The 19,142-nt window shown below is 65.5% G+C and carries 22 protein-coding genes; 16 read left to right on the top strand and 6 right to left on the bottom strand.

The genetic code is table 11. The features are described from left to right. Window positions 1-33 precede the first annotated feature (33 nt). The gene (locus CFE35_RS16335; protein ID WP_292932113.1) at window positions 34-750 is read right to left on the bottom strand and encodes a hypothetical protein; all 717 of its coding nucleotides are present in this window, start codon (window positions 748-750) and stop codon (window positions 34-36) included. Window positions 751-915: 165 nt separating this feature from the next. Then, complete coding sequence (locus tag CFE35_RS16340; protein WP_292932114.1) at window positions 916-1,266, bottom strand: hypothetical protein; 351 nt, start codon at window positions 1,264-1,266, stop codon at window positions 916-918. Window positions 1,267-1,471: 205 nt separating this feature from the next. On the opposite strand from CFE35_RS16340, the gene CFE35_RS16345 reads away from it, so the two are divergent. Then, window positions 1,472-1,972 carry a helix-turn-helix domain-containing protein gene (locus tag CFE35_RS16345; protein ID WP_292932116.1) on the top strand — a complete coding sequence of 167 codons (501 nt, stop codon included), beginning with the start codon at window positions 1,472-1,474 and terminating at the stop codon, window positions 1,970-1,972. Window positions 1,973-2,128: 156 nt separating this feature from the next. Here the strand turns inward: CFE35_RS16345 and CFE35_RS16350 are convergent, their stop codons facing one another. After that, on the bottom strand, window positions 2,129-2,476 hold the full coding sequence (locus CFE35_RS16350) for a UrcA family protein (protein ID WP_292932118.1): 348 nt from the start codon (window positions 2,474-2,476) through the stop codon (window positions 2,129-2,131). Window positions 2,477-2,777: 301 nt separating this feature from the next. Between CFE35_RS16350 and CFE35_RS16355 the strand changes: the two genes are divergently transcribed. The 5 genes from CFE35_RS16355 (at window position 2,778) to CFE35_RS16375 (ending at window position 5,691) form a co-directional block, all read left to right on the top strand. Continuing rightward, the gene (locus CFE35_RS16355; RefSeq protein WP_292932120.1) at window positions 2,778-3,044 is read left to right on the top strand and encodes a hypothetical protein; all 267 of its coding nucleotides are present in this window, start codon (window positions 2,778-2,780) and stop codon (window positions 3,042-3,044) included. A gap of 10 nt (window positions 3,045-3,054) precedes the next feature. Beyond that, window positions 3,055-3,795 (top strand): metallophosphoesterase, encoded by a 741-nt coding sequence (locus CFE35_RS16360; RefSeq protein WP_292932122.1) that lies wholly within the window; start codon window positions 3,055-3,057, stop codon window positions 3,793-3,795. 398 nt (window positions 3,796-4,193) lie between these two features. Then, on the top strand, window positions 4,194-4,877 hold the full coding sequence (locus tag CFE35_RS16365; RefSeq protein WP_292932124.1) for a helix-turn-helix domain-containing protein: 684 nt from the start codon (window positions 4,194-4,196) through the stop codon (window positions 4,875-4,877). A gap of 241 nt (window positions 4,878-5,118) precedes the next feature. Further along, window positions 5,119-5,379 carry a translation initiation factor IF-1 gene (infA, locus tag CFE35_RS16370; protein WP_067906582.1) on the top strand — a complete coding sequence of 87 codons (261 nt, stop codon included), beginning with the start codon at window positions 5,119-5,121 and terminating at the stop codon, window positions 5,377-5,379. Between the two features lie 132 nt (window positions 5,380-5,511). Then, a complete protein-coding gene (locus CFE35_RS16375) occupies window positions 5,512-5,691 on the top strand; it encodes a hypothetical protein (RefSeq protein WP_292932127.1) in 180 nt (59 codons plus the stop codon). 85 nt (window positions 5,692-5,776) lie between these two features. On the opposite strand, the gene CFE35_RS16380 is transcribed toward CFE35_RS16375, so the two are convergent. Then, window positions 5,777-6,391 carry a cytochrome c family protein gene (locus CFE35_RS16380; protein ID WP_292932129.1) on the bottom strand — a complete coding sequence of 205 codons (615 nt, stop codon included), beginning with the start codon at window positions 6,389-6,391 and terminating at the stop codon, window positions 5,777-5,779. A 189-nt stretch (window positions 6,392-6,580) separates the two neighbouring features. On the opposite strand from CFE35_RS16380, the gene CFE35_RS16385 reads away from it, so the two are divergent. The 7 genes from CFE35_RS16385 to CFE35_RS16415 all read left to right on the top strand — a co-directional run bounded on the left by CFE35_RS16385 (window position 6,581) and on the right by CFE35_RS16415 (window position 13,772). Beyond that, window positions 6,581-7,471: a prephenate dehydratase gene (locus CFE35_RS16385; protein ID WP_292932131.1), complete on the top strand. Its 891-nt coding sequence runs from the start codon at window positions 6,581-6,583 to the stop codon at window positions 7,469-7,471. Between the two features lie 67 nt (window positions 7,472-7,538). Beyond that, window positions 7,539-8,192, top strand: coding sequence for a hypothetical protein (locus CFE35_RS16390; protein ID WP_292932133.1), 654 nt, complete (start codon window positions 7,539-7,541; stop codon window positions 8,190-8,192). Continuing rightward, window positions 8,189-9,505 (top strand): DUF4350 domain-containing protein, encoded by a 1,317-nt coding sequence (locus CFE35_RS16395; RefSeq protein WP_292932135.1) that lies wholly within the window; start codon window positions 8,189-8,191, stop codon window positions 9,503-9,505. Before CFE35_RS16390 ends, CFE35_RS16395 begins: the two co-directional genes overlap by 4 nt. Then, the gene (locus CFE35_RS16400; RefSeq protein ID WP_292932137.1) at window positions 9,502-10,458 is read left to right on the top strand and encodes a MoxR family ATPase; all 957 of its coding nucleotides are present in this window, start codon (window positions 9,502-9,504) and stop codon (window positions 10,456-10,458) included. The genes CFE35_RS16395 and CFE35_RS16400 overlap by 4 nt, the downstream gene beginning before the upstream one ends. Window positions 10,459-10,462: 4 nt before the next feature. Then, a complete protein-coding gene (locus tag CFE35_RS16405; protein ID WP_292932139.1) occupies window positions 10,463-11,800 on the top strand; it encodes a DUF58 domain-containing protein in 1,338 nt (445 codons plus the stop codon). Beyond that, window positions 11,797-12,876, top strand: coding sequence for a stage II sporulation protein M (locus CFE35_RS16410; protein WP_292932141.1), 1,080 nt, complete (start codon window positions 11,797-11,799; stop codon window positions 12,874-12,876). The genes CFE35_RS16405 and CFE35_RS16410 overlap by 4 nt, the downstream gene beginning before the upstream one ends. Continuing rightward, window positions 12,876-13,772 (top strand): RDD family protein, encoded by an 897-nt coding sequence (locus CFE35_RS16415; protein ID WP_292932142.1) that lies wholly within the window; start codon window positions 12,876-12,878, stop codon window positions 13,770-13,772. The genes CFE35_RS16410 and CFE35_RS16415 overlap by 1 nt, the downstream gene beginning before the upstream one ends. Before the next feature lie 48 nt (window positions 13,773-13,820). Here CFE35_RS16415 and CFE35_RS16420 read toward each other — a convergent pair whose 3' ends face one another. Continuing rightward, window positions 13,821-14,267: a hypothetical protein gene (locus CFE35_RS16420; protein WP_292932143.1), complete on the bottom strand. Its 447-nt coding sequence runs from the start codon at window positions 14,265-14,267 to the stop codon at window positions 13,821-13,823. Window positions 14,268-14,384: 117 nt separating this feature from the next. Then, on the bottom strand, window positions 14,385-15,323 hold the full coding sequence (locus tag CFE35_RS16425) for an isoaspartyl peptidase/L-asparaginase family protein (RefSeq protein ID WP_292932144.1): 939 nt from the start codon (window positions 15,321-15,323) through the stop codon (window positions 14,385-14,387). Between CFE35_RS16425 and CFE35_RS16430 the strand changes: the two genes are divergently transcribed. The 3 genes from CFE35_RS16430 to CFE35_RS16440 all read left to right on the top strand — a co-directional run bounded on the left by CFE35_RS16430 (window position 15,322) and on the right by CFE35_RS16440 (window position 19,066). Further along, entirely contained in the window at window positions 15,322-15,846 is a 525-nt protein-coding gene (locus tag CFE35_RS16430; protein ID WP_292932146.1) for a GNAT family N-acetyltransferase, read from the top strand. The genes CFE35_RS16425 and CFE35_RS16430 overlap by 2 nt on opposite strands. Before the next feature lie 143 nt (window positions 15,847-15,989). Next, the gene (locus CFE35_RS16435) at window positions 15,990-17,708 is read left to right on the top strand and encodes a M10 family metallopeptidase C-terminal domain-containing protein (RefSeq protein WP_292932148.1); all 1,719 of its coding nucleotides are present in this window, start codon (window positions 15,990-15,992) and stop codon (window positions 17,706-17,708) included. A 191-nt stretch (window positions 17,709-17,899) separates the two neighbouring features. Beyond that, window positions 17,900-19,066, top strand: coding sequence for a M10 family metallopeptidase C-terminal domain-containing protein (locus tag CFE35_RS16440; protein WP_292932149.1), 1,167 nt, complete (start codon window positions 17,900-17,902; stop codon window positions 19,064-19,066). Window positions 19,067-19,142 lie beyond the last annotated feature (76 nt).

Here is a 19,142-nt window from a genome sequence, read left to right on the forward strand (position 1 = left end):
GTGCAGGCCGCAACCTATCGCAGACGCAGCGTTTTAGTAGTGTGATTTCGCATCCGGAGCGGCGAGATCGTAGCACCGCGCAATGTCGTAGTTGCCCACCCCGCCGGGGCGATTGGCGGCCTCCGCGCGCATCACCTCGCGCGCTGTCTGGACAGCGGCATCGGCTGCGTCTCCGCTGCCGCCTGCGGTAATCACCGCAGCACGGGCGCGCGTGGTCAGCACTTGCGCGAGGGTCTGGAGATCACGCGCCGCCGCCGCCTCAGCTCCCTTCGCGCGCTCTTCCTCCCACGCCAGCGTCAGGATCGCCGCGCACTGGGCCAGATCGGGCACTTGCAAGGGCGGTACCACCGCATCGAGCCGGGCGAGGCAAGGCTTCACTGCGGCGGCCAGTTCCCGGTCGGGATCGGCGGCCGCGCGGCGCTGCATGTCGGCGACATCAGCCATCAGCAGATCGCGCACGGCCTCCTGCGTCAATCCGCCTTGCTCCACCGCATGCGCGCCAGCCTCGGCAAAGAAGCGCTTGCCGCGCACAGCGAGGGGCGGCAGCGCCAGCGCAGCGGCACTGCCGCGCGCCTGTTCGGATGCGGCAATGGCAAACGCGGCGGCGCAGTGCAGCTCAGCGCGCAGTGCGGCATCGGGTAGCGGCGCAGCATTCGGCATGGAACCGGGCGCGGCGGCGACCAGCGGCGAAGTGACCAGCGCAAAGATGAGCGCGGCGGCAGACAGGAAACGCAGCATCGCGCGCAGCATAGGCGCGCCGCACCGGGCCGTCAGCTTCAAAACACCCGGCCACAAGAAAACGGCTGCGGACAGTCCCGAAAGACTGGCCGCAGCCGCGTGAAGTGGCGCGCTACAAGGGTATGGGTGGAATGCGCGCGCTGAAGAGCTGGTTGGAAACGGGATCAATGCGGGCGATCAGCCCTTGGGCGTGTTGCAGCGGGCCATGTCTTCGGCCGCGAGTTCACCCTTGGGCGTGGCGAAGCGGTTCACCTGGCCGACTTTGGCGGCCAGCTTGGTGCAGACCACCACCGGGCGGGCGGTGTCCTGGCCGGCCGAGCAGGTATCCCCGGCGCAGTTCCACAGCACATCGCCGAGCATGAGCTTGGCAGGCTTGGCAACCGGCGCGGCCAGCGTGACCGAATAGTAGGCGTTGGCGTCCGCAGCGCGGGCCGGTGCGGCGGTGGCCGCAAACGTGGCGGCCGTGCCGACGAGCGCGAGAACGGCCGGGAACAACTGAGCGAGCATGCTGTTGCGGGTGGCGATCATGAGTATTCCCCTTGGTTTTATCTGACAAATGCTTGCCCGGAAACGGCGGGGTTGGCGGTCTGGTCCGGTGCGCTTTTGCGCTAGCCCAGACCGCCGGGTGGAGAGGATGCGATTTCCGTTGCGAATCGCTACCTAGTTCATTAGGTTTCGAGTTGCAACTAGAAACTTACATTGCCCTGCAGATTGAGGTATGACACAAAGCGTTATGGGAAAACTTCGCGAACCCCTTTCCGATCTTGCCGTCTGTGGCCTTCCCGGCGCGCTTGAGGCGATGGGGGAGCGATGGTCCTTCATGATCCTCAGGGCCTCGTTCAACGGCGTGTGCCACTTCGAGGAATTCCTCGAAGTGCTGGGGATCGCCCGCAACATCCTCTCCAACCGGCTTTCAAGGCTGGTGGAGGCTGGCATCCTGAAACGCGAACATTGCGCCGATGATCGCCGCCGCATCGAATACAGGCTCACTCCCAAGGGCATGGACCTGCTGCCCGCCATGCTGGCGCTGCGCCAGTGGGGCGAAAAGTGGGCGATGAACGTTCCGGCCAATCCCGTGCTGTGCGACAGCCGCGACGGGATGCCGATCCTGCCCATCACCATCCGCGCGCACGATGACCGGGTGCTGGAGGGCGCAGACCTGACCTGGCGCGAATGGTCGGACATCGAAGCCGCCAAGACGGCCGCCGCTGCAAAGCTGCGCGCGGCCAACTAGCCCACAAAAAGCGGGCCGCCGCACTTTTCGAGGCTTCGGGCCATTCCCGGGGGCAGGAACCTTGGCCCATTGCTCGAATACTGCGGCGACCCTGCCACGTCGGCAGCGGCGGGGACTGGTTGCCGGCTGCGTCACATGTTGGTGCAAGTTCTCGGTTCAGCGCGCCGCGATCCGGGCCATGCCCTGGCTGGCCGCGCGGGCCGCGATGGTGCGCTGCGCGGATTGCAGCGCATTGCGGTAGCAGCGGCGCGCTTCCATCGCTTCGCTCAGCGGGTGCGGGCCATAGTTGGCCTCGCACACCGCCGCAGCAGCGCGGCGCAGGCGGGCATCGAACTTCGTCTGGCCGGCGGCGGTCGAGAGATCGAGATCGGCGTAGTGCACCAGGCGCTGCTGCACCGCGATATCGGCACTGGCAGTTGGCGAAGGGGCGCTCTGGGCAAAGGCGGGCTGGGCGGCAAGAGCAAGGCCGGCAAGGCCAGTAGCAATCAGGAGGTTCTTGAACATGGCGATATCCTTGGCTTGGGTTGCACAGATCGCCGGATTGCTGCGGGCCGTCCGGCGGGAGAGCGGTGGTTGGGCTGGCTGGTCCGGGACCGGGTGCCTTGCCACCGCCGCATGCCTATTCTGCTAGGGGTTCGGCGCAGGCCGCGCGCGCCATGCTCGACCGGTTTGTACGCCGCGCCGACAAACGGCCCGCGCGCCCGACGAACCGCCCACGCCGGTCCACGAGCGACAGGTCTACGAGCAAAAGGCAAAACCGCGCTGCGGCGTGACAGCGCGCGTTCAGCCGCCTATCCTTAGCTGCATGGCTATTGCGATCATCTTCCTGCTCGGCATCGGCAATTTTGCGCTGCACCGGGCAATCATGGACAGCGGCCACCCGCTGCTCGATCAGATGCCGTGGTTCTATCACGCGCTTAGCCGCCGCCTGTCGCTGGTGGTCGAATTCCTGATGCTGGTGGGCGGCCTGCTGCTTGTCTCCGAAGGGATCGTGTGGGGCGCGTTCGGCTATCTCGCCTACAGCCTGCTCAATGCGCTTTCGGCCTGGCTTATCCTCTCGGGCCGCGTCTAGGACGCACCACATGATCCGACTGTTCCACATCAGCGACGTTCATTTCGGGCTGGAAGATAGCGCCGCGCTGGACTGGGTTGCCGCGTGTGTCGCGCGGGATCGGCCCGATGCGGTGCTCATCACCGGCGATCTCACCATGCGCGCGCGGCACCGCGAATTTGCCGCAGCCGCCGCGTGGATCCGCGCGCTGGGCGTGCCGGTCACGGTCGAGGTGGGCAACCACGATCTGCCGTATTTCAACCTCGCCGAACGGTTCCTCGATCCCTATCGCCGCTTCCGCGCACTGCAGTCAGCGGTCGGCCACGGCATCGCGCTGCCCGGCCTCACCGTGGTGCCGCTCAAGACCACAGCGCGCGCGCAGATGCGGATCAACTGGTCGAAGGGCCGCGTAGGCGCGCGCGGCCTTGCAGCCTGCCTCGCCGCGATCGACGCCTTGCCGCCCGGCACGCAGACGCTGGTTGCCTGCCATCACCCGCTGGTGGAGACCGGCACGCGCGGCAAGGCGCTGACCCGGGGCGGCACGCGCGCGCTCGAAGCTTTGGCGCGGCGCGGTGTGCTCGCGGTGCTGTCCGGTCACGTCCACGATGCTTTTGATATCATCCAGCCCACCGCAGCGGGCGCTATCCGGATGATCGGTGCCGGTACGCTTTCCCAGCGCCTGCGCGCAAGCCCGGCGGGCTTCAACGAGCTGCGCGTTGCAGACGGCGCCTTGACGGTAAGGGTGCGACATCCGGCCAGCGACGAGGGCTGATGGCAAGACTATAATAAAAGTTATAGTTTAATTGTTCATTTTAGATATAGTCGCAATCGGTATTGTTCATACCAAATCCAGCGAAAATTTACCGGCACTCCATATTTAATATTGAAATTCATACATTTTTTTGCGGACAACAGCACCGCAAAATTAACCGGTCAGACCGCGACACACCCAACCCCACAGCACCTATCTTGGCATGGTCAGAACGTGCCCCCATGCCCCCCGAACCGTCCGGGAAGCCTGCATGGAGATTATGTCCACAATAGACAGATGGTGTATTCTGCAGATCGTTAGGAAGATGCCCAGTGCCAGAAACTGGATTGCCGATTGCCACCGCGCGGCAGCTCGACGCGCCAATGCCTGCCCCCCACCCAGACGAAGGGCAAGACCCCATGCGCAAGCCCGACTTCATCCGCTATCTTTCGATGAACGATCTGCACCGCGAAGCGCGCGATACCTGGCTGCGCAACGCGTTCGGCACTTACGAACACCATACCTTCGTGGATCTCGAAACCCGGTTTCTCTCGATCGCCGAGAGTGACTACGAGACTCTGATCATCGGCGGCAACGATCCGGTCAGGGCCGCGCGGTTCCTGCGGATCAACCGTCCCATCCTGACCCGCAAGGTCAAGATCGCGCTGATGCACGGCAGCCTTGCCAGCAAGCGCGCCAAGCTGCTCAATGCCGGATTCGATGATGTGTTCGACAGCGCACGCATGGGCGGCGAGGAAGCCGCGATGCGCTGCGCCGCTATCGCCGCCCGCTACCGCGCCGCCGCCAATCAGGTGCGTGCCGAACTGGAACTGGCCAGCTCGCTCGAACGTGTCGCCAACGTGCATCTTCTGGGCAAGCGCGAGCGCCAGTTGCTCAAGCTGCTGGCCGAACGGCTGGGCGAACCGGTCTCGCACTACAAACTGCGCACCGAGCTCGGCAACAGCACCGACGAGCTGTCGTACAATTATCTCAAGGTCCTTGCATCGAACCTGCGAGCCAAGCTCAAATCGCCCTATGTCCTCGTTCCGGGCGGCCAGGGATCCTACAAGATCACCAGCATGCAGGGCTCCAAATACCCCTAAACACAGAGCGGTCCTTGACTTTTCAGCACTGATGGCCCATATCGGCACTGCTATCGTCGCCTGCGACGGAATTTTACGCGTCGGAGCCGTGCTCCGGGCCGAAGCTTCCCCTCTCACGCCACCAGCACCGGCTGCAACGTTTGCTGCCGCGTACCCTGCTTTCGTGAAAGGGGCCGTCATGCCCTCGAATACACTCCGCCGCTCCATCGCCACGCCCGCCCTCGATCGGGGGAACTGAGCCATGGCGAAGGAAGACGTAATGACCCTCGACGGTCAGATCGACGAGATTCTGCCCGATGGCCGTTTCGGCGTGATGCTCGAAAACGAGCATCGCATTATCGCCTACACCGCCGGCAAGATGCGCAAGTTTCGCATCCGCTCGATCGTGGGTGACCGCGTGAAAGTGGAAATGACGCCTTACGACCTTACCAAGGGCCGTATCGTCTTCCGCGAAAAGGTGGCCGGTGGCGGTGGCGGCGGGGCCTTCAAGAAGCGGCGCTAAGCCGCTTCCGCGCCCTTTTTCGGCACACCCTCAACACAGAACGGGCCATCATCGGCGCGCAGGTACCGCCTGCCGCGCGTGGAGCCCTGTTATCCAGAAATATCGGCGCGCGCTGCGCGCCAAGGACACTTCATGACCCCCAATACGAACACCTTCTATGCTTTCACGACCAGCCACTGCATTTTGGCCAACAGTTTCCTGCCCAGCCAGCGCTCCGCTGCAACCAGCCGCACGATGGCCGCACCGCGCCGCACGTCTGCCGTGCTTTCAGCGCAGGAACTGCGCCAGCTCGTCTGCGAAATGGTCGACTGACTTCGCCGCGAAGCGTGACCCACAAACACTTCAGGCCGCCCCTCGCGGAGCGGCCTGAACAGTAATCTCGCAAATCCCGCGCCGCTTACTTGGCGGCTTCGCTCGCTTCAGGTGCTGCCGCGCTGGCGTCAGCCGCCGGGGCATCAGCGGCAGGTGCCGCCGCTTCGGCTGCGGGCAGAGGCAGGTTGCTGCCCTGCGAGTTGAGATAGAGAATCACGTCAGCACGCTGCTGCGCATCGCCGATGCCCGCAAACGACATCTTGGTGCCGGTGGCGTACTTGGCAGGCGAGGTCAGCCATTCATCAAGGCTGGCGAAGTCCCACTTGCCGCCCTTGGCCTTCAGCGCATCGGAGAAAGCATAGCCGCCGCGGCCAGCTGCCTGGGCTTCACCCACGACACCCCAGAGATTCGGGCCGATGCCGTTGGCTCCGCCCTGCGCGATGGTGTGGCAGGCCTTGCACTTGGCAAAAGTGGCTTCACCCTTGGCAACATCGCCCTTGGCAAGACGGTTTGCGATCGGTTCAGCCGCAGCCGCGCCTGCGCCGGCTTCAGCCTCGACGCCTTCGATCACATAGCCCATCTTCTCGGGACGGTGCTCCTTGTCGGCCAGGAAATAGTGGCCCGAAAGGCTCGAAAGCCCCAGCGCAACGATGCCGCCGAACAAGGTCCAACCGGCAATGGTATTGAAACGATCGTCCATTCCGAGCCCCATATGGAGTTTGCGCCCGCTTGGCAGGCACGCATTTTCGCCGCCGCTCTAGTCACGCCCCCGCGCCCGCGCAAGAGTGATTGCAAGCACTTGAGCGAGAAGAATCGCTTATGGCCCCGCCAGCGCCCGATGCGAAAGCGCCTTGCCCGCACTTGCGCAGCGGCTTAAGCGCCTCGATCCATGGCCAGTTACCCCGCACCCGCCGCCCGTCTTGTCAGCGAAATGACCGAGGCCGCCGCCGCCGATCCGGCGCGCACGGTTGCGTTTCAGGGTGCGCCGGGCGCCAATTCCCACCGCGCCGCGCTGGAAGCGCTGCCGCATTGCCTGCCGCTGCCGTGCTTCTCGTTCGAGGACGCACTCGAGGCAGTGAAGGATGGCCGCGCGGGGCAGGCGATCATCCCGATCGAAAATTCGCAGCATGGCCGCGTCGCGGATATCCATTTTCTCCTGCCCGAAAGCGGCCTCGCCATCGTGGGCGAGCACTTCATGCCGATTCACGCCTGCCTGATGGGCCTCGGCACCGGGCCGTTCACCAGCGCCTACAGCCACCCGCAGGCGCTGGGCCAATCGCGCCATTACCTCAGGGAACGCGGCATCGTGCCGATGTCCTATGCCGATACGGCAGGCGCGGCCGCCTATGTCGCCGAACTGGGCGATCCCGCTGCGGCCGCCATCGCCCCGCGCATCGCGGCAGAGCTCTACGGCCTCACCCTGGTGGAAGAAAACATCGAGGACGCGCATGACAACATGACCCGATTCGTCATGCTCGCGCGCGAACCGCTCGCGCTGTCGACGATTACCGGTCCTGCCATCACCACGTTCGTGTTCGAAGTGCGCAACATTCCCGCCGCGCTCTACAAGGCGCTGGGCGGCTTCGCCACCAACGGCGTCAACATGACCAAGCTGGAAAGCTACCAGCGCGGCGCGAGCTTTGCCGCCACGGCGTTCTTCGCCGATATCGTCGGCGCGCCGGGTGAACCGGCAGTGGACCGCGCGTTCGAGGAACTCGGCTTTTTCGCCAAGGACTTGCGGATTCTGGGCACTTATCCGCTGGAACGCGCGCGCGGCTGAGCGCTCTCGCCGATCCGGCGCGATAATCGCTTGCTCACGGGCAGGGGTGCGTGTCACCACTGCCGCCGTGGCAGGAGCACCGGGACCGGACAGCGCCGAAGCGGGCGAACGCGCCTGGGAAGCGGCGCGCGCCATGGGCGATATCCAGTATGCGCCCATCCCCCCTTATCAGGCACCCAAAAGCGAGCCGCCCGAATGGCTGGTGGCGATCCTGCGCTTTCTGGCCGAACTGCTCGCGCCGCTGGGCCGCTGGCTGGGCGCGGGATGGAGCGGGGTGGAGATTGTCCTCGCCGTGCTGGCCGTGATCGGCGCGCTGTGGATCGGGTGGACCCTGCTGCAACGCTGGCGGCTGACCCGCGCACTGGCGGTGCCTGCCGCCGATGCGCCGGTAATCGACCGCGCTGCCGCGCTCGCGCTGCTCGAAGATGCCGATGCGCTTGCGGCCGAAGGGCGGTTTGACGAGGCCGTGCACCTCCTGCTTCAGCGCAGTGTCCACCATATCGCCGCCGCCCGGCCCGATTGGCTCAGCCCTTCCAGCACCGCGCGCGAAATCGGACTGATCCCCGGCCTGCCCGCCGCCGCGCGGGCTGCCTTCGCGCTGATCACGCGTGAGGTGGAGCGCAGCCTCTATGCCCTGCGCGCGCTGGCGGCAGACGACTGGCACCGCGCGCGCGAAGCTTATGCCGCCTTTGCGCTGCAAAATCTGGCAGGTGGGCGATGAGTTCCGCCGCCTCCCGGCCAACCTTTGGCCGAAGCACCACGCTCGGCATCGTGCTGATCGGCGCACTGGCGCTCGTGGCCGTGCTCTATTGGCTCGGCACCGGCGGCGGCGCGACCAACAACGGCGGCGGCCATGTCGGGGGGCGCGGGCTGAATGGCTATGCCGCATTGGCCGCCATGCTGGAGGCGGACGGCGTGACGGTGCACCGCGCCCGCAGCAAGGAAGCGCTGAAACAGCCCGGCCTGCTCGTGCTGACCCCGCCCGCCACGGCCAAAGGCAGCGACATTGCCGAGATTGTCGAGGCGCGGCGCGGCATTGGCCCCACGCTGGTGGTCACCCCCAAATGGATGGCATTCCCCGATAGCGCCAATCCCGCCGCCAAACGCGGGTGGACGCGGATCGAAGGCACGATGCCGCCCGAATGGGAAGGCTATCACGATGATCTGGCCGTGGGCTTCGCGAAGGGCGCGGCGCAAGGCTGGTATGGCACGGGGGCCACTTCCGCGTTCCACGGGCCGCTGCCCGACAATCGCAAGGTGCAGGTCGGCAGCGGCCCCGGCCTCGAAGCGCTGATCGAAACGCCCGATGGGGGCATTCTCGCCGGCTATCTCACCGGCGATGGCAGCAATCCCGCGCTCGAGCGCTGGATCGGCATGCAGCGCCATCCGGACGGAGATCCCAACGAGAAAGGCGCCGCCGACGACTTTGCTACCAGCTACCCGGTGGTGCTGGTGTTCGAACCGGACCTGCTCGACAACTGGGGACTGGCCAGGAAGGAAACCGGCCTGATGGCCCGCAGGCTCGTCTATGCCGCAGCAGGGATGAAGCCGGAAACCATCACCTTCGACCTTACGCTCAATGGCCTTGGCGCAAGCCGCAACCTGCTGACACTGGCGTTCGAGCCGCCCTTTCTCGCCGCCACGCTGTGCCTCATGATGGCGCTCTTCGCGGCAGGCTGGCGCAGCTTCAACCGCTTCGGCCCGCCCCGCGTGGCCACGCGCGAGATCCCGCTCGGCAAGACCGTGCTGGTGCGCAACACCGCTGGCCTCATCCGCCGAGCCGGGCGGCTGCGGCTGATCGCGGGGCCTTATGCCGATGCCTCGCGCGAACGGCTGGTCCATGCGCTGGGCCTGCCGCGTGGCCGCCCGCCTGCGGAAACCGAAGCCGCGATCGACCGGCTGCAAGCGCGGCTCGATGGCACCGGCCCGCGCTATTCCGAACTTGCCGATCGCCTGCGCATGGCCCGCCGCTGCGCCGACGTGGTGCAGCGCGCGGCCGCCTTGCAACGCCTTGAAAAGGATCTGACTGCATGAACCTCGATACCGTCCGCGCCATGGCCGGGGCCATCCGCGCCGAAGTGGCCAAGGCCGTGGTGGGGCAGGACAGCGTGGTCGATCACCTGCTGATCGCGCTGCTGGCGGGCGGGCACGTCCTGCTCGAAGGCCCACCGGGCACTGCCAAGACCCTGCTGGCGCAGAGCTTCGCCACCACGCTGGGCCTCGATTTCGGGCGCATCCAGTTCACGCCCGATCTGATGCCGGGCGATATCCTCGGCTCCAACCTGTTCAATTTCCAGACGAGCCAGTTCACCCTCACGCGCGGGCCGATCTTCCACGAGCTGCTGCTGGGCGATGAAATCAACCGCACCCCGCCCAAGACGCAGGCCGCGCTGCTGGAGGCGATGCAGGAACGCCGCGTCACGCTGGATGGGGAAACTTACGCGCTGTCCGACCGCTTCATGGTTGTGGCCACCCAGAACCCCATCGAAAGCCAGGGCGTCTATCCCCTGCCCGAAGCGCAGCTCGATCGGTTCCTGTTCAAGCTGCTGGTCGATTATCCCAGTGCCGAGGAAGAAGCACAGATCGTCACGCGCTATGGTGCAGGGCGCGGCGCGCCAAGTCCGGCGGCGCTGGGTGTCAGCGCGGTCACCACTGGCGATGCCATTGCCCAGGCTCTTGCCGCCGTCACCACGGTCACGCTGTCGGAAACAGTGGTCGATTACATCGTCCGCCTCGTGCGCGCGACGCGGGAAAGCGCCGATCTTGCCGCCGGGGCCAGCCCGCGCGCCGCCGTGGTGCTGGCCGGTGCCGCCCGCGCCCGCGCCGCGCTCGACGGGCGCGATTACGTGATCCCCGACGACGTGAAAGCCCTCGCCATCGCCGTGCTGCGCCACCGCATGCTGCTCAGCCCCGCTGCCGAGATCGAAGGGCGAGCGGCGGAATCCATCGTGGCGGACCTCATCCAGCGCACCGAAGCGCCGAGATAGGGCCTTGGCGCTGCGCTGGCCCTTCCCGGTGTTCTACCCCACGGCGCGCGCCGCCGTGGTGCTGGCGCTGGCCGCGCCGGTGGCGCTGATTGTCGCCGCTGCTGCGCCGCAGGCATGGATCGTGGCTCCAGCGCTGGGCGGCGCGCTGCTCGTGATGGTGCTGCTCGATGCGCTGCTCGCCCCGGCACTGGCGGACCTGCGCGTGATCGTGCCGGAAGACAGCGAAGTGGGCGAGCCGCTCACGCTCACCGTCCTCGCCGATTTCCGCACCGAAGCCCCCCGCGCCGCGCCGGTCGCCGCACTCGCGCTCGATCCGCGCCTCGCCCCCGGCGGCAGGCTGGTCGCGCCGCTGGGCCGCGACAATGGCGCATGGAGCGCAGGCGTTGAGACCATGCCGACACGGCGCGGGACCGGCACGGTAGACGCTGTGTGGCTGCGCTGGGATGGCCCGCTCGGCCTCGCCTGCCGCCAGGGGCGCCGCGATCTTGGTGCCATGATCCGCGTGCGCCCCAATATTGCCCCCGTGCGCAGCCCGGCGCTCCAACTGTTCCTGCGCGATGCCCAGTTCGGCATGGTCGCCCGCCGCATCCGGGGCGAAGGCACCGAGTTCGAGGCGCTGGCAGAATACGAAGCCGGGATGGATCGCCGCCGGATCGACTGGAAATCGTCCGCCCGCCACGCGCGCCTGTTTGCCAAGGAATACGAGACCGAGCGCAACAACCAGATCGTCTTCGCCTTCGATTGCGGGCAGACGATGTGCGAGCCGATCGCGGGCCTTCCGCGCATCGACCGCGCCGTGACCGCCGCGCTCACTACCGCATGGATTGCCCTTGGCGCACAGGACCGCGTCGCGCTCTTTGGCTTTGCCGCGCGGCCGCAAGTGCTCAGCCCCTTCGTCACCGCCCCGCGCGAGTTTGCCCGCCTGCAGGAAGCCGCCGCCGCGCTGGACTACAGCGCGGAGCAACCCAACTTCACCCTTGCGCTCTCCACGCTGGCCGCGCGGCTGCGCCGCCGCTCGCTGGTCGTGGTGTTTTCCGAATTCACCGATCCCACGAGCGCCGAACTGATGATCGAATCGATGCGCCGTCTGGTCGAGCGGCACCGCGTGATCTTCGTCGTCATGGCAGATGCCGAACTGGCGGATTTCGTCAGCGCCCCGATCCGCAGCGAGCAGGATGCCGCCATGGCCGTGACCGCCACCACGCTCCAGCACCAGCGCACGCTCGTGCTCCAGCGCCTGCGCCGCGCAGGCATTCTGGTGGTCGAAGCGCCGCACCAGCACATCGGCAACCGCCTGCTCGATGCCTATCTCGCGGTGAAGCGCGCCGGGAGCTTGGGATGAGCGACGCTGCACCAAACCTGCTCCATCGCATCGGCGGCTGGTTCAGCCCCGCCGCCAGCGCCCAGATCGCCGCTGCCGAAGACGCCGCGCTGCGCTCAGATCGCTTCCGGCTGGAGCGCGAGGGCGATTGGAAGCGGCTGGAGGCCATTGTCGAGCGGATCGAGCGCGGGTGGCTGCGCGGGGTTTCGGATGAAGACCTCCTCGCGTTCCCCGCGCTCTATCGCACAGCCGTGTCCAGCCTTGCCGTGGCGCGCGAGACGTCGCTCGATGCCGAAACGCTTGGCTGGCTGGAAGTGCTCACGCGCCGCGCATGGTTCATCGTCTATGGTCCGCGCGCAGGCCTGGGCGATTGGTTGCTGCGCTTCTTCGGCGGCGGCTGGAGCGCCAGCGTGCGCGCGCTGGGCAGCGATATCCTGATCGCGCTGGCGCTGATGGTGGCGGGCACCGTCGCGGGCTGGCTGCTGGTGGCGAGCGATCCCGATTGGTATTACGCGCTGATCCCCGCAGGCATGGCCGATGCGCGCGTGCCGGGGGCGAGCCGCGCGGTGCTGATGGGCACGCTGTTCGGCCAGCAAAGCCAGTCCGGCCTTGGCATGTTTGCCGCCGCGCTGTTTTCCAACAACGCGCAAGTCTCGATCCTCGCCTTCGCGCTGGGTTTTGCGTTCGGTCTGCCATCGGCGCTGCTGCTGATCCACAACACCACGATGCTCGGCGCGCTGCTCTGGCTCTATCACGGGCAAGGCCTGACCATCGAGATCATCGGCTGGCTGGCCGTCCACGGCACGACCGAGCTTTTCGCGATCCTGCTGGCAGGCGCGGCGGGCCTCCACATCGGCCGCGCGATGGCCTTTCCGGGTGAGCTGGCCGTGCTCGATGCTGCGGCCGCTGCCGGGCGGCGCACCGCGCAAGTCATGGCCGGGGTCGTCCTCATGCTGATCGTGGCGGGGCTGCTCGAAGGTTTTGCCCGCCAGCTGATCGACAACACGGCGGGCCGCCTGATCGTCGGCGGCTTCATGCTGGTGTTCTGGACTGGCTACTTCTTCGTCTGGCGCGGCGGCGAAGGGAAGACCGTTTGATGGCCAGACCTGAACGCAAGAGCCGCAACCGCACGGTCATCACACCCGAAGGCGTGGCGCTGCCCTTCGTCCTCGCCACGCGCGGCGCGCGGGCGGCGGCGCTGCTGATCGATCTGGCGCTGATCGGCGCGGCGATGATCGCCACCACGCTCACGCTGCTGTGGATCGGCGGCGGCATCAAGGGCGCCGATTTCGAAGGCGGCTCGCCCAAGGCCCATGCGGTTCAGGCGCTGGTCGTCATCTGGATCATCGCGATGTTCCTGTTTCGCAACGCGTGGTTCCTGTTCTTCGAACTCGGCCCGCGCGGCGCGACGCCGGGCAAGCGCATCACCGGCATTCGTGTGGCCGCGCGCGGCACCGAGCGGCTGACGACCGAAGCCGTGATCGCCCGCAACATCGTGCGGGATATCGAACTGTTCATGCCCGCCGTGTTCATCGGCGGCGCGATTTCAGCGGGCAGCGATACCGATGCGGCGGGCTGGGCCGGGGCGATCTGGTTCGCGCTCTTCATGGCTTTCCCGTTCCTCAACCGCGATGCCCTGCGCTGCGGTGATGTGATCGCGGGCACCTGGGTGGTCGAAGTGCCGCGCCGCAAGCTCGGGCAGGCGCTCTCCGTCAGCGCGCCCGTGGCCGCCGCCGATCAGGCCTATACGTTCACCCCCGCCGAACTCGCGGTCTATGGCGAGTACGAACTGCAGACGCTGGAGCGCGTGCTGCGCGATGGGCGCGGCACTGCGCTGGACGACGTGGCCGATGCGATCAGCCGCAAGATCGGCCGCGCTTATCCCTATAACGCCGAACGCGTGTTCCTCGAATCCTACTACCTCCAGCTGCGCGCCCAGCTGGAACAGGGCTTGCGCATGGGCAGGCGCAAGCCCGACAAGCACGCGGCCTGATCAGCCGCGCCGGGCAGTCACCACGGCGCGGGTGATCTCAGGCCCTCGTCAGTTGCGCCACTTCCAGCTGCGCAACAGCATCGAACCCATCTGGTGGCGGTACTTGGCGCGATCGGCCGATGCGGCCTGCATCTGCGTGTTGTTCATGGCCATATAGGCGGTGTAGGCCGCTTCCCGCTTGTCCTCCTCGGCCGGGTCGGCAAACTTCGCAAAGCGCGTGATCAGGTAGTAGTCGGGTTCGCCCGGCCGCTTGTACTCGTTGGAGAGAATTTCGTAGAGGGTGATCCAGCCCTGCTTCACCGCGAAGTCCTGCCCCTTGCGCCACATGCCGGCCAGGTGATTGATGTAGTCGAGATCATGGCCATCATCGACGCTGATGGTCGAGACGGACACGTAGTCTCCGGGCACGACAGGCAATTGCTGGGCGCTGGCGACAACCGGCGCTGCGCAAGCGAGCGCAACTGCGGCCACGGCCGCGAAACGAAGCGATTTCATGCATCATCCTCCTGAGACGGCGCACTGGAGCGCGCCATGGTTTGCAGCCGGGCAGTCGGGCGAACCGTTATGTCTCAACGTAAGGCGGATGCAGGCTGCGCTTCGCCTGAGGACAAGTCAATCGCCGCCGAAAATGCCCACTTCGCGCAAGCCCTCGCTGTCTGCCCGCCCCCGGAACATCCCCGGCGTGGTAAAGGCAAACCCGGTCTCGCCCGCAGGCGTGGCGTAGATGATCCCGCCAACGCCCTCCATCGCGCCGATCTCGGCGAGCACCGCCTCGGTCGCCGCCTGCGCCTGCTCTCCGCCCAGCCGGATGCGCGCGCAGATCTCATGCGCCGCGCCCACCCGCATGAACTGTTCGCCGGAGCCGGTGCAACTGATCGCCGCCGCGCGGTCATCGGCATACGTCCCCGCGCCGATCAGCGGCGAATCGCCGATCCGCCCCCAGCGCTTGCCGGTGAGGCCGCCCGTGGATGTCGCCGCCGCGACATGGCCTGCGGCGTCCACCGCCACCGCGCCGACCGTGCCATATTTCAGCCCCGCATCGAACCAGCCGAGCTTCTTCGCCTTCAGCTCCTGCAGCTGCCGCCAGCGCTCTTCGGTGGCAAACCAGTCGGGATCGACCATCACTGCGCCCTGTTCACGCGCGAACTCCTCCGCCCCTGCGCCGCTCAGGAACACGTGCGGGCTGCTTTCCATCACCGCGCGCGCCAGCTGCACCGGGTTGCGCGTGTGCGTAAGCCCGCAGACCGCGCCCGCATCGCGTGCGCGCCCGTCCATCACGGCGGCATCAAGCTCGTTGGTGCCGTGATAGGTGAACACCGCGCCGCGCCCGGCGTTGAAATGCGGATCGTCTTCCAGCTCGGCCACCGCCGCGCAGACCGCATCCAGCGCGCTCCCGCCCGCCATGAGCACCGCGCGCCCCGCATCGAGCGCCACCCCCAGCGCCGCCTCGTGCTCTGCCACACCAGCCGCATCCATCGTCTCAGGGGTCATGGCTCCGGCCCCGCCATGAATGGCAATGGCCCAGCGTGAAGTCTGGCTTGTCTCGGTCATGCCGCTCGCGTTAGCAGATCACGGAGCCAAGGCCAGCAGGGGACACACGGTGGACGGTTTGGAGATTGCGGAAGACGACCTCGCCGCCAACGACGTGCGCGCCCTGATCGCGCTGCACCTCTCCGGCATGCACGCCGAAAGCCCGGCCTGCAAAGTCCACGCGCTGCCCTTGGAAAAGCTACGCCAGCCGGGCGTGACGTTCTACGCCGCGCGGGTGCACGGCCAACTCGCTGCCATCGGTGCGATCAAGCACATCGACGAGACTCACGGCGAACTCAAATCGATGCGCGCCGCCCCCGAATGGCGCGGCAAGGGCGTGGGCGAGGCGATGCTGGTGCACCTGCTGGGGGTGGCGCGGTCACGCGGGTACACCCGCGTAAGCCTTGAAACCGGGCGCACCGAAGCCTTTACCCCGGCCGTCGCGCTCTATCGCAAATACGGCTTCAACGAATGCGCCGGTTTTGGCGACTACATCGTCGATGAATTCAGCCAGTGCCTGACCTGCGAGATCGATAACTCCTGAATCTGTTAATTGTTTGACGTGGTATTGTCTCAATTGGGGAATGCCCCGTAACTGCTTGCGGCGATGTGGTTAATCCCGTTGCTTGGAAGCCGCCCTACAGATAGCCCCGCTGCAATCGCAATATTTGCAACGGGAAAGCAGTCATGGGCGTTTATTATGGTGATGCGAGTGCCAATACGCTCACGGGCGAAGGCGCCGACGTACTGTACGGCCTTGGCGGCGGCGACACCATCGCAGCTGGCGCGGGCGACGACGCGCTGGTTGGCGGCACCGGGAACGACACGCTTACCGGCGGCACCGGCAAGGACATCTTCGTGTTCGATAGCTACCGCTTCGACCGCGATGTCATCACCGATTTCGTCATCGGCACCGATCGGCTCGATCTGTCCGCACTCGGCATCGCAGATATCGATGCGCTCAGGCCCTTTATCGGCCAGATCGGCAATGATGTGGTTCTCAACATCGCCATCGCGGGCGATGTCCAATCGATCACCCTGCAGAACGTGAAGCTCGCCAGCCTTCTCGCCTCACCTGCCTCGTTTGTATTCAACAGCCTCACCGATCAGGTCATCTGGGAAGGCACCGCCGCGCGTGACGTGCTGTTCGGCGGCAAGGGCGCTGATGTGCTGCGCGGCTACAACGGCAACGACGACCTCAGCGGCGGCGCGGGCGATGATATCCTCGATGGCGGCTTTGGCGATGATACCCTGCGCGGCGGCGCCGGCCGCGATCTGTTCGGCTTTACCAGCCGCCAGTTCGGCTCCGACACGATAGGCGATTTCACGCTGGGCAGCGACCGTATCGACTTGCGCGGTCTTGGCATCGGCAATCTGATTTCGCTCAAACCCTATCTCAGCCAGAACGGCAACGATGTGGTGATCGAGACCGCGTTCGGCGGCGAGCGCGAAGCCATCACGATCACCAACATGACCATTTCCAGCCTGTTCGCCCAGCCGAACACGTTCATCTTCAACGCAGAACTCAGCCCGCAGGTGATCAACGGCACGGCGGGAAGCGATGTGCTGTTTGGCGGACGCGGCGCTGATACCCTGTTTGGCGGCAATGGCGGTGATGATCTTGATGGCGGCGCAGGCGATGACATCCTGCGCGGCGGCACCGGCAGCGACAGCCTGCGCGGCGGAGCAGGCAACGACCGGTTCGTGTTCGATGGCCGCCAGTTCGGCAATGACACGATCGGGGACTTCGCGCTGGGCAAGGACAGGATCGATCTGCGCAACTTCGGCGTGGCCGATATCACCGGCTTGCGGCCGTTCATGAGCCAGGTCGGCCGCGATGTCGTCATCAAGACGCTCTACGCCGGTGAAGCGGAAAGCATCACCATCCGCGGTACCACCGTGGCAAAACTGGCCGCAGCGCCGGATTCCTTCGTGTTCAACAATGCGGTCGATCGGTTGCTGGTGAGCGGAACCAACGCGGTCGACACCCTGTTCGGCGGCAAGGCCAACGACACGCTGTTCGGCTATGCCGGGTTTGATACGCTGGTTGGCGGACTGGGGAACGATATCCTGATCGGCGGCGCCGGAGACGACACCCTGCGCGGCGGACTGGGGGCAGATCGCTTCGTGCTAGGCTTCGGCGATGGCTATGACACGGTTGCCGATTTCAGCCACGCGCAGGGCGACCGTATCGATCTGCGCAGCATTGATCCCGATGCGGCCTATGGCGATCAGAAACTCAAGCTGGTGACGGGCGATTTCACCGCCGCCGGGCAGGTGCGTCTGTTCACCCACGGCGGCGTGACCACGATCTTCGTCAACCTCGACGACAACCTCAAGACCGACGAAGTGGCCATAGACGTGCGGGCCGATGCCGGACTGACGGCGGCGGATATTCTGCTCTGAAGACGGCTTCGATTATTGCAAATATTTGGCGGACCACTTTTTCGATGATTCCATCTTGTTGCTAGCCTTTAATTTGCTGACTGCCTTTCAGGCCATAACGGACATATAATAGCCTGATTTAGAAATACTGGAATTCTTGACTCGCGATCACTGGAATTGCACTTTGATAGCGACATCAGGAGGCAACATGCATGGCAGCGTATTCAGGCACCGCAGGCGCAGACCTTTTCGTATATGCAAACAGGCGCTTCGGCACTGATACCATCACTGGGTTCGAGATTGGCAAGGACAAGATCGACTTCTCTGCCTTCCATGTCGCCGATCTTGTCACGTTACGCCCCTATATGTCGCAGGTCGGCTCCTCCACTGTGATCGAGATGGGATTTGGTGCCTACAACGAGAAGATCACGCTGACCGGTACCAATCTCGCAAAGCTGCTCGCTTCACCTTCAAGCTTCATCTTCAACACCCTGCCCGATGCCCTCACTGTCACTGGCACCACTTCGTCGGACGTACTCTTTGGCGGCAAGGGCGCGGACACACTTTCTGGAGGAACGCGGGACGACGAACTCAATGGCGGCGCGGGCAACGACGTGCTGGTCGGAGGCACTGGCAACGATCTGCTGCGCGGAGGGCTCGGGCGAGACACCTTCATCTATGATGACCGCCGCTTCGGGTCCGACACCATCAGCGATTTCGCGATTGGCAAGGACAAGATCGACCTGTCGGCCCTGCACATCGCTGATCTCGCCACGCTGCGCCCCTATATGTCCCAAGTCGGCTCCTCGGTGGTGATCGAGATCGGCTTCGGCGGCTACAACGAGAAGATCACGCTGACTGGCACCAATCTCGCAAAGCTGCTCGCTTCAACTTCAAGCTTCATCTTCAACACCCTGCCCGATGCACTCACAGTCACTGGCACAACTTCAAATGACGGTATCTTCGGTGGGACGGGTGCGGACGGGCTGTTTGGCGGGCGCAACGAGGACGAGCTCAACGGCGACGCAGGCAATGATGAACTCACCGGAGGCACTGGCAACGATCTGCTGCGCGGTGGGCTGGGCGCTGATGTGTTCTTCTTTGCAGCGGGCGACGGGCACGACAAGATCCTCGATTTCCGTCACTTGCAGGGCGATGTGATCAACCTCGCCACGATCGATCCCAGCAGTGATGCAGGGGATCAGGCACTCACCCTGATAAAGGGCAACGTGTTCACCGGCGCTGGGCAGGTCTTGATCAAGACCGATGGCGACCACTACACCGTTCTGGTCAATCTGGACGACAATGTGTCCACGTCCGAATTGGCCATCGACGTCTATGCGCCAAAGCCTCTGGTAGCTGCCGATTTCGTGCTCTGATCCAGGACAAACAGAAAGGCCCCGGTAACTCCGGGGCCTTTCTGAACCTGCAGTCAGCACCTCAGCTCATAGCGTG

The sequence above is a fragment of the Novosphingobium sp. PASSN1 genome (assembly GCF_002278815.1).

Coding starts and splice junctions, on each gene's coding strand:
- CFE35_RS16380 (WP_292932129.1), bottom strand. CDS start 6,391: ATGGACGATCGTTTCAATACCATTGCCGGTTGGACCTTGTTCGGCGGC.
- CFE35_RS16335 (WP_292932113.1), bottom strand. CDS start 750: ATGCTGCGCGCGATGCTGCGTTTCCTGTCTGCCGCCGCGCTCATCTTT.
- CFE35_RS16395 (WP_292932135.1), top strand. CDS start 8,189: ATGAGTTCCGCCGCCTCCCGGCCAACCTTTGGCCGAAGCACCACGCTC.
- CFE35_RS16430 (WP_292932146.1), top strand. CDS start 15,322: ATGCCGCTCGCGTTAGCAGATCACGGAGCCAAGGCCAGCAGGGGACAC.
- CFE35_RS16360 (WP_292932122.1), top strand. CDS start 3,055: ATGATCCGACTGTTCCACATCAGCGACGTTCATTTCGGGCTGGAAGAT.
- CFE35_RS16385 (WP_292932131.1), top strand. CDS start 6,581: ATGGCCAGTTACCCCGCACCCGCCGCCCGTCTTGTCAGCGAAATGACC.
- infA (WP_067906582.1), top strand. CDS start 5,119: ATGGCGAAGGAAGACGTAATGACCCTCGACGGTCAGATCGACGAGATT.
- CFE35_RS16365 (WP_292932124.1), top strand. CDS start 4,194: ATGCGCAAGCCCGACTTCATCCGCTATCTTTCGATGAACGATCTGCAC.
- CFE35_RS16340 (WP_292932114.1), bottom strand. CDS start 1,266: ATGATCGCCACCCGCAACAGCATGCTCGCTCAGTTGTTCCCGGCCGTT.
- CFE35_RS16355 (WP_292932120.1), top strand. CDS start 2,778: ATGGCTATTGCGATCATCTTCCTGCTCGGCATCGGCAATTTTGCGCTG.
- CFE35_RS16440 (WP_292932149.1), top strand. CDS start 17,900: ATGGCAGCGTATTCAGGCACCGCAGGCGCAGACCTTTTCGTATATGCA.
- CFE35_RS16435 (WP_292932148.1), top strand. CDS start 15,990: ATGGGCGTTTATTATGGTGATGCGAGTGCCAATACGCTCACGGGCGAA.
- CFE35_RS16345 (WP_292932116.1), top strand. CDS start 1,472: ATGGGAAAACTTCGCGAACCCCTTTCCGATCTTGCCGTCTGTGGCCTT.
- CFE35_RS16425 (WP_292932144.1), bottom strand. CDS start 15,323: ATGACCGAGACAAGCCAGACTTCACGCTGGGCCATTGCCATTCATGGC.
- CFE35_RS16350 (WP_292932118.1), bottom strand. CDS start 2,476: ATGTTCAAGAACCTCCTGATTGCTACTGGCCTTGCCGGCCTTGCTCTT.
- CFE35_RS16375 (WP_292932127.1), top strand. CDS start 5,512: ATGACCCCCAATACGAACACCTTCTATGCTTTCACGACCAGCCACTGC.
- CFE35_RS16420 (WP_292932143.1), bottom strand. CDS start 14,267: ATGAAATCGCTTCGTTTCGCGGCCGTGGCCGCAGTTGCGCTCGCTTGC.
- CFE35_RS16400 (WP_292932137.1), top strand. CDS start 9,502: ATGAACCTCGATACCGTCCGCGCCATGGCCGGGGCCATCCGCGCCGAA.
- CFE35_RS16415 (WP_292932142.1), top strand. CDS start 12,876: ATGGCCAGACCTGAACGCAAGAGCCGCAACCGCACGGTCATCACACCC.
- CFE35_RS16410 (WP_292932141.1), top strand. CDS start 11,797: ATGAGCGACGCTGCACCAAACCTGCTCCATCGCATCGGCGGCTGGTTC.